Raw genomic sequence first — 7,744 nt, forward strand, 5'->3', positions numbered from 1 at the left:
TCCGGGACGTGGCCGGGTCCCGATATCCGACCGGTACCGCCACGTGCGGCGATGGGGCGGTTATGGGGGGGAAACAACCCGGCTCGTGATGTGCGTCACGTGCCCCGTGTCACTTGTTCAGTACGGCCTCCATGACCTTCTTGGCGATCGGGGCGGCCAGGCCGCCGCCGGAGATATCTCCACGGGAGGCGTCGGAGTCCTCCACGACGACCGCGACGGCGACCGGGGAGCCGTCGCCGGTCTTGGCGTAGGAGATGAACCAGGCGTACGGGTTCTTGCTGTTGCCCACGCCGTTCTGCGCGGTGCCGGTCTTGCCGCCGATGGTGACGCCGTCGATCTGGGCGTTCTTGCCGGTGCCGTCCTTCACCACACTCTCCATCATCTGCTGGAGCTTCTGGGCGTTGGCGGGCGACAACGGCGTGCTCATCGGCGCCTCGGTGTTGTGCTGCTCCACCACGTTGAGGTTCGGGGCCTGGAGCTTGTCGACCATGTACGGCGCCATGAGCTTGCCGTTGTTGGCGATCGCGGCGACGACCATGGCCATCTGCAGCGGGGTGGCGGCGGTGTTGTACTGGCCGATCGAGGAGAGCGCGTTGGACGGCCGGTCCATCTCCTTGGAGTAGACGCTCGCGTCGGCGCGGACCGGGACCAGGTGCTCGGCGTTGAAGCCGAACTTCTCGGCCTCCGCGCGCATCTTGTCCTTGCCGAGCTGGTCGCCCATGTGACCGAAGACGGTGTTGCAGGACACCTGCAGCGCGATCCGCAGCGAAGCGTTCTTGCAGGGCAGGTCGCCCTCGTTCTCCAGCAGCTTGGAGCTGAGCGGCAGCTGCCAGGGCAGCGGCGAGTCGGTCGGCGCGTCGACGTCGCTGTACAGGCCGTTCTCCAGCGCCGCGGCGGCCGTGACGACCTTGAAGGTCGAGCCGGGCGGGTAGGTCTGGCGCAGCGCCCGGTTGAGCATCGGGTCGTCGGGGTTGTTCTTCTTCTGGAGGGCGAGCCAGTTCTTCTCGTCGCTCTTGGAGTTGCCGGCGATCGTCGACGGGTCGTACGAGGGCGTGCTGGCCATGGCCAGGATCGCGCCGGTACGGGGGTCGATCGCGGCGACCGCGCCCTTCTTGTTGCCCAGTCCCTCGAAGGCCGCCCGCTGCGCCTTGGCGTTCAGGGTGGTGATGACCTTGCCGCCCTGCTTCTCCTTGCCGGTCAGCATGTCGATGGTGCGGTTGAAGAACAGCCGGTCGTCGTTGCCGGTGAGGATCTTGTCGTAGACGCCTTCGAGGAAGGACGACTGGAACGCCTGGGAGGCGTAGCCGGTGACGGGGGCCCACATGGGGCCGTCCTTGAAGGTCGACTTGTACTTGAAGTCGCTGCCGGTGGTCTCGACGGAGCCGGTGATCGACTTTCCGTCGACGATGATGTCGCCCCGCGGCTGGGCGAACTGGTTGATGTTGACCCGGCGGTTGTGCTTGTCGTTGGCGAGCGCGTCGGCCTGGACGAACTGCACGTAGTTGACCCGGATCAGCAGGGCGAGGACGAGCAGGCCGCAGAAGACTGCGACCCGGCGCAGGGGCTTGTTCACTGGGTGCGCACCACCTGGGTCGGTTCGGCATCGGTTGACGGGGCGGGGCTGGGTGCCGGGCGTCGTGCGGTGTCGCTGATGCGCAGCAGGATGGCCACCAGCGCCCAGTTCGCGATGACGGACGAGCCGCCCTGGGCCAGGAACGGCAAGGTCATGCCGGTCAGCGGGATGAGTCCGGTGACGCCGCCCGCGACCACGAAGACCTGGAGCGCGAACGCGCCGGACAGGCCGATCGCGAGCAGCTTGCCGAACGGGTCGCGGGCCGCGAGGGCGGTGCGCAGACCACGCTCGATGAGGAGTCCGTAGAGCAGGATGATCGCCATCACGCCGGCCAGCCCGAGCTCCTCGCCGATGGTGGCGAGGATGTAGTCGCTCTTGGGGGCGATACCGCCGATGAGCCGGGAGTAGCCCTGGCCGAGTCCGGAGCCGAACAGGCCGCCGGAGCCGAAGGAGTACATGGCCTGCGCGGTCTCGGTGACGCCGCCGTTGGACGCGAGGTCCAGCGGGTGCAGCCAGTTGTCCACACGGACTCTGACGTGGGCCTCGAAGGTGGCGACGGCGATGGCTCCGCCGGCGCTGAGCAGCAGGCCGAAGACGATCCAGCTGGTGCGCTCGGTGGCGACGTACAGCATGATCACGAAGAGGCCGAAGAAGAGCAGCGAGGTGCCCAGGTCGGTCTCGAAGATCAGGATGACCAGGCTCAGCGCCCAGAGCACCAGGATCGGTCCGAGGTCGCGGCCGCGCGGCAGGTACAGCCCCATGAAGCGGCGGCTGGCCAGCGCGAGGGCGTCCCGTTTCACCATCAGGTAGCCCGCGAAGAACACCGTGATGATGATCTTCGCGAACTCGGCCGGCTGGAGCGACCCGATACCGGGGAGGGTGATCCAGATGCGCGCGCCGAACCGGGCCGGGAAGAAGACCGGGGCGATCAGCAGGATCAGCGCCGCGACCATGGAGATGTACGTGTAGCGCTGCAGGATCCGGTGGTCCTTGAGGAAGACCAGAACGCCCACGAAGAGCGCGACGCCCACCGCGGACCACAGCAGCTGCTTGGGGGCCATGGCGCCGCCGAGCCGCGCCGTGGTGATCGCCGGCTCCAGGTCCAGGCGCCAGATGAGCACGAGGCCCAGACCGTTGAGCAGCGTCGCTATCGGCAGCATCAGCGGGTCCGCGTAGGGCGCGAACTTCCGCACGATGAGGTGCGCGATGCCCGCGAGCAGACCGAGGCCGAGCCCGTAGCCGAGCAGGCCGGCGGGGAGCGAGCCGTCCTTGGCGAGGCCGACGTTGGCGTAGGCGAAGACCGGGACCAGGACGGCGAAGACGAGCAGCGCTAGCTCGGTGTTGCGCCGGCTGGGTGCGCCGACGGAAGAGATCGTGCTGGTGTTGCTGGCACTCATGAAGAGCTGCCCCCTCCTCGTACTACTGCTGGGTGCCGCACTGCGGGGCCAGCTTCTGTTCGTCGGGCGAGAGGGTGGGGCTGGGCGTCGGGGACGGGGCGGTGCCGGTCGCCTTGTTGAGCTTGTCCTGGGCCACCTTCGCGGCGGCCTTGGCCTTCTCGGTGGCGGTCTTGCCGGCTGCGACCTTCTTGCAGACCTCGGCCTGCTTGGCCAGTTCATCGGCCTTGTCGGTGGCCTGGCCGAGGCTGCTCAGCGCGATGGTGGCCTCGACCTGGTCCCGCTGGTAGCTCGGCAGGTACTTGAGTTCGATCTCGGGGCGGTCCTGATGGACCTTCGACAGGCTGATCCAGGCCAGCTTCTGGTCGATGCCCTGGTAGACGGCGACGTGGGTGTCCTTGGCGCCGACGTAGTACTGGGTCTGGGTCCACCGGTAGCCGGCGTACAGGCCGCCGCCGATGACGCCGAGGACGACCGCCAGGACGATCGACCGTTTGAGCCACTTGCGCGTCTTGACGGGCTTGTCGAGGTCCGCGTCGTCATAGGCGCCGAAGGTGCCCAGCGGTGGCGCGCCGGTCATCGCCAGATCGCCGCTGCCAGGCGGCCCGAAGGAGCCCGCGGGGCCCGCCTGCTGCGGTGGCGGGGTGCGGCCCAGTTCCGAGGCGCGGCCCGCCGGGGTCTGCAGATGCCGGGGGTCGGAGACCGGCAGCTGGCTGTCGGCGACCGCGCCCACCACGACGGGGGTGTCGTTGAGCTGGCCGGCCAGCGTGTCGCCGTCGTCCACGTCCAGGACGTCGGCGACGATGCAGGTGATGTTGTCGGGGCCGCCGCCGCGCAGCGCGAGCTGGATCAGCTCCTGCACGGTCTCGTTCGGCGCCTGGTAACCGGCGAGGGTGTCCTCGAGGGTCTGGTGGCTGACGACGCCGGACAGGCCGTCGGAGCAGATCAGATACCGGTCGCCGACCCGCACCTCGCGGATCGACAGATCCGGCTCCACATGCTCGCCACTGCCCAGCGCGCGCATCAGCAGGGAGCGCTGCGGGTGGGTGGTGGCCTCCTCCTCGGTGATCCGGCCCTCGTCGACGAGCCGCTGCACCCAGGTGTGGTCCTGCGTGATCTGCGTGAGCAGACCGTCGCGCAGCAGGTACGCACGGGAGTCGCCGACATGGACGAGGCCGAGCCGCTGCCCGGTCCACAGCAGGGCGGTGAGCGTGGTGCCCATGCCCTCCAGCTGCGGGTCCTCCTCGACCATGACGCGCAACTGGTCGTTGGCGCGCTGCACGGCGGTGCCGAGCGAGGTGAGGATGTCCGATCCGGGAATGTCGTCGTCGAGCGTGACGATGGTGGAGATCACCTCGGACGAGGCGACCTCACCGGCCGCCTGGCCGCCCATACCGTCGGCGATCGCGAGCAGGCGCGGACCGGCATAGCCGGAATCCTCGTTGCCCTCCCGGATCATGCCCTTGTGCGAACCGGCGGCGAAACGCAGGCTCAGAGTCATGCGCACCTCGCCCGTCGGCTCCGGATACATCCGCACGCTGCCCACCCTCTCGCTCGCGCTCGCTGGCTCCGCTCGCCCATTGTGCGACTACTTCCGCAGCTCGATGACGGTCTTCCCGATGCGGATCGGCGCACCGATCGGCACCGGGGTCGGCGTGGTCAGCCGGTTCCGGTCCAAGTAAGTGCCATTGGTGGATCCGAGGTCCTCGACGATCCACTGGCCGTCCCGGTCCGGGTAGATCCTGGCATGCCGGCTGGACGCGTAGTCGTCGTCGAGCACGATTGTTGAGTCGTGCGCCCGGCCCAGCGTGATGGTCTGGCCCTGCAACGCGACCGTGGTGCCCGTCAGCGAGCCCTCGGCGACGACCAGCTTGGTCGGGGCGCCGCGGCGCTGTCGGTTGTTCTGCGGCGGTTGCCGCTGGGCCTGCGCCTGTTGTTGGCGCTGCTGCGGTGGACGGGACTGATCGGCCCCGCGCCGTGCCGCGCGCTGGGTCACCCGGGTCCCGAACAGGTCACTTCTGATGACCTGTACCGCGACGATGACGAACAGCCACAGTACGGCGAGGAAACCCAACCGCATGACCGTCAGGGTCAGCTCTGACATTTCCCCCGCTTCACCCTTCGGCTTGCCGGTACACGATGGTGGTGCTCCCCACGACGATGCGAGAGCCGTCGCGGAGCGTAGCGCGCTGGGTGTGCTGCCCGTCCACCACAATGCCGTTTGTTGATCCGAGGTCCTGGACCACGGAAGGCGATCCGACCCTGATTTCGCAGTGCCGGCGCGAGACACCCGGGTCGTCGACCCGTACATCCGCCTCGGTGCTGCGGCCGAGTACGAGCGTCGGCCGGGAAATCTGGTGCCGGTTGCCGTTGATCTCGATCCAGCGCCGCACAGCGCCACCTGAGGGGCCTCCCGGGGGCGATCCGCCGCCCGGCAGCCGCGTGACGGGCGCCGGTCCGCCGGCACGTCCGCCCGGAGGCGGTCCCGCCGGCATCGGCGGCGGACCCGAGGGGCGGTACGGAGCCGCGGCGCGCGGCGGCTCGTGCTGCTTGAGCTGCGGCGGCGGGCTCTGCTGTTGGTCCTGTTGTTGGTCCTGTTGTTGGTTCTGGGGCTGCTGGGACTCGCTGGAGGCGAGCGTGCGGCTGCGCACCCGGTACAGACCGGTGTCGAGGTCGTCGGCCTTCTCCAGGTGGACCTTGATGCCGCCCATGAAGGTGTAGCGCTGCTGCTTGGCGTAGTCCTTCACCATGCCGGCGAGTTCTTCACCGAGCTGCACGGAGTACGGACTGAGCCGGTCGAAGTCGGGCGTACTCAGCTCGACGACGAAGTCGTTGGGCACCACCGTACGGTCGCGATTCCAGATCGTGGCGTTGTTGTCGCACTCACGCTGGAGCGCGCCCGCGATCTCGACAGGCTGGACCTCGCTCTTGAACACCTTGGCGAAGGTGCCGTTCACAAAGCCCTCGAGACGCTGCTCGAAGCGCTTCAGTACTCCCATGGGGCACCTCCCTCCTCGGGCTCTTCCGATACTGCTTACTGATCGTATCCACGCCTCGGGAAAACAGCTGGTTCCCCGAACCGGTGGGACGGGGCAGTGTCAACCCTCACACGTGCCACTGGGATGGTAGATGCGGCTCCTGTCCAGTGTCCCGCAACCGGGGACGCCGCCGTACAGCGCGGTGCTCTCCGGAGAACCCTGCCCGGTCCGGGCTCGGGTACACGGCCCGGACGGGGGCCGGGGGCGGGAGCCGGGGCAGGCGGAAACGGGTGTGATTCCACCCCAGGTGGCGTGCTAATCTTCTCGAGTCGGAAGGCGCTCCCGCACTGCCCGGACCAAGGTCCGCAAGGTGGAGGAGAACCGACCGGCGCCACTTATGCGCGAGTGGCGGAACGGCAGACGCGCTGGCTTCAGGTGCCAGTGTCCTTCGGGACGTGGGGGTTCAAATCCCCCCTCGCGCACAGGGTAGAGATACCGGCGAAACGGGTCTCTGGCAGTGACGAAAGTCTCTGGCAGGGGCCCGTTTCTCGTTGCCGGGTCGTCCGGGGTTGTTGCGGGTCGTCGGCGGGTCGTCGGCGGGTCGTGGGCGGGTCGTGGGCGGCGTCGCCGATCTCCTGTTCCGTGACGACAGCGCCGGCACGCTCACTCTCGCGGCAGGCAACGCCGACGGGACGATCGCCGGCCCCGCGGACTGGAGGGCCTTCGGCACGGGCTTCACCGCCGCGGCCTACCCGCGGATCCTCAGTGCCGGTGACGCCAATGGTGACGGTGTCGCCGACCTCTACGCCGCCACGGGGCACGGCACCCTGAAGTTCTTCGCCGGACGCACGGGCGGCGGCTTCGCACCCGCGAAAGCTGCCCACGGCGCCCTCGACTGGACGACGGTCGTCTCAGCCGGCTGACCGGGCCCCTTCCGGGAAACTCCGGACGACTGTCTGCCGCGCGCCCACGGGGGTGCGCGGCAGACGTGTTCCGGGGACCGTTGCGGTGTTCAGAGGCGGCGCGGGTGCGCTCGGTGCGGTGTGACGTGTGGCACGGGGTCAGATGGTGTGGAAATCGCCGTGGCGGCCCAGGCCGGAGGTGAAGCGGTGGGCGCCGGTGGTTACTCCGGCGAGGGCGGCGGAGGCGTTGCGGAGTTCTTGGCGGAGAGCTTCGGGTTCGGCGAGGCCGGCCTGTTCGCGGGCCGAGAGGCGGTCGGCGCGCATACAGGCGGCGGGGTAGCGGGCGATGTCGGCGGCCAGTTCGCGGGCGGCGCTGAGAGCCTGGCCGGGGGGCACGAGGCGGTTGACGAGGCCGATGGCGTGGGCCTCGGGGGCGGGGACCGGGCGGCCGGTCAGGATCAGGTCCATCGCCCGGCTCTCGCCGATGAGGCGGGGCAGCCGTACGGTGCCGCCGTCGATCAGCGGAACGCCCCAGCGGCGGCAGAAGACGCCGAGGACGGCGTCCTGCTCGGCTACGCGGAGGTCGCACCACAGTGCGAGTTCCAGCCCGCCCGCGACGGCGTGGCCGCTGATCGCGGCGATGACGGGTTTGGACAGCCGCAGTCGGGTCGGGCCCATGGGGCCGTCACCGTCCTCGGTGACCTGGTTCCCCCGGTCGGTGCCGACGGCCTTGAGATCGGCGCCCGCGCAGAAGGTGCCGCCCTGGCCCCACAGGACGGCGACAGCGGCTTCGGGGTCGGCGTCGAAGTCCCGGACGGCGGCGGCGAGGGCGGCGGCGGTGGGGCCGTCGACGGCGTTGCGCACCCCGGGGCGGTTCAGGACGACGGTGGTGACGGG

7 protein-coding genes and 1 tRNA gene are annotated in these 7,744 nt (G+C 69.4%); 2 read left to right on the forward strand and 6 right to left on the reverse strand.

Features of this window, described 5'->3' with window-relative positions:
* Positions 1-109: 109 nt before the first annotated feature.
* The 5 genes from QMK24_RS01560 to QMK24_RS01580 are packed head-to-tail and all read right to left on the reverse strand — an operon-like array spanning position 110 to position 5,966.
* On the reverse strand, positions 110-1,573 hold the full coding sequence (locus QMK24_RS01560; RefSeq protein WP_283463190.1) for a peptidoglycan D,D-transpeptidase FtsI family protein: 1,464 nt from the start codon (positions 1,571-1,573) through the stop codon (positions 110-112).
* The gene (locus QMK24_RS01565; RefSeq protein ID WP_283463191.1) at positions 1,570-2,970 is read right to left on the reverse strand and encodes an FtsW/RodA/SpoVE family cell cycle protein; all 1,401 of its coding nucleotides are present in this window, start codon (positions 2,968-2,970) and stop codon (positions 1,570-1,572) included. The genes QMK24_RS01560 and QMK24_RS01565 overlap by 4 nt, the downstream gene beginning before the upstream one ends.
* A gap of 22 nt (positions 2,971-2,992) precedes the next feature.
* Entirely contained in the window at positions 2,993-4,498 is a 1,506-nt protein-coding gene (locus QMK24_RS01570; protein ID WP_283463381.1) for a PP2C family protein-serine/threonine phosphatase, read from the reverse strand.
* A gap of 57 nt (positions 4,499-4,555) precedes the next feature.
* A complete protein-coding gene (locus tag QMK24_RS01575) occupies positions 4,556-5,071 on the reverse strand; it encodes an FHA domain-containing protein FhaB/FipA (RefSeq protein WP_283463192.1) in 516 nt (171 codons plus the stop codon).
* Between the two features lie 10 nt (positions 5,072-5,081).
* Positions 5,082-5,966 carry an FHA domain-containing protein gene (locus QMK24_RS01580; protein ID WP_283463193.1) on the reverse strand — a complete coding sequence of 295 codons (885 nt, stop codon included), beginning with the start codon at positions 5,964-5,966 and terminating at the stop codon, positions 5,082-5,084.
* Between the two features lie 378 nt (positions 5,967-6,344).
* On the opposite strand from QMK24_RS01580, the gene QMK24_RS01585 reads away from it, so the two are divergent.
* Both QMK24_RS01585 and QMK24_RS01590 read left to right on the forward strand, forming a co-directional pair.
* Positions 6,345-6,427, forward strand: a tRNA-Leu gene (locus QMK24_RS01585).
* 132 nt (positions 6,428-6,559) lie between these two features.
* Positions 6,560-6,868 carry a hypothetical protein gene (locus tag QMK24_RS01590; protein ID WP_283463194.1) on the forward strand — a complete coding sequence of 103 codons (309 nt, stop codon included), beginning with the start codon at positions 6,560-6,562 and terminating at the stop codon, positions 6,866-6,868.
* A gap of 138 nt (positions 6,869-7,006) precedes the next feature.
* Here the strand turns inward: QMK24_RS01590 and QMK24_RS01595 are convergent.
* A partial coding sequence (locus QMK24_RS01595; protein ID WP_283463195.1) for a crotonase/enoyl-CoA hydratase family protein occupies positions 7,007-7,744 on the reverse strand: 738 nt, incomplete at its 5' end.

This window comes from Streptomyces sp. PH10-H1 (assembly GCF_030063355.1).
GTDB lineage: Bacteria > Actinomycetota > Actinomycetes > Streptomycetales > Streptomycetaceae > Actinacidiphila.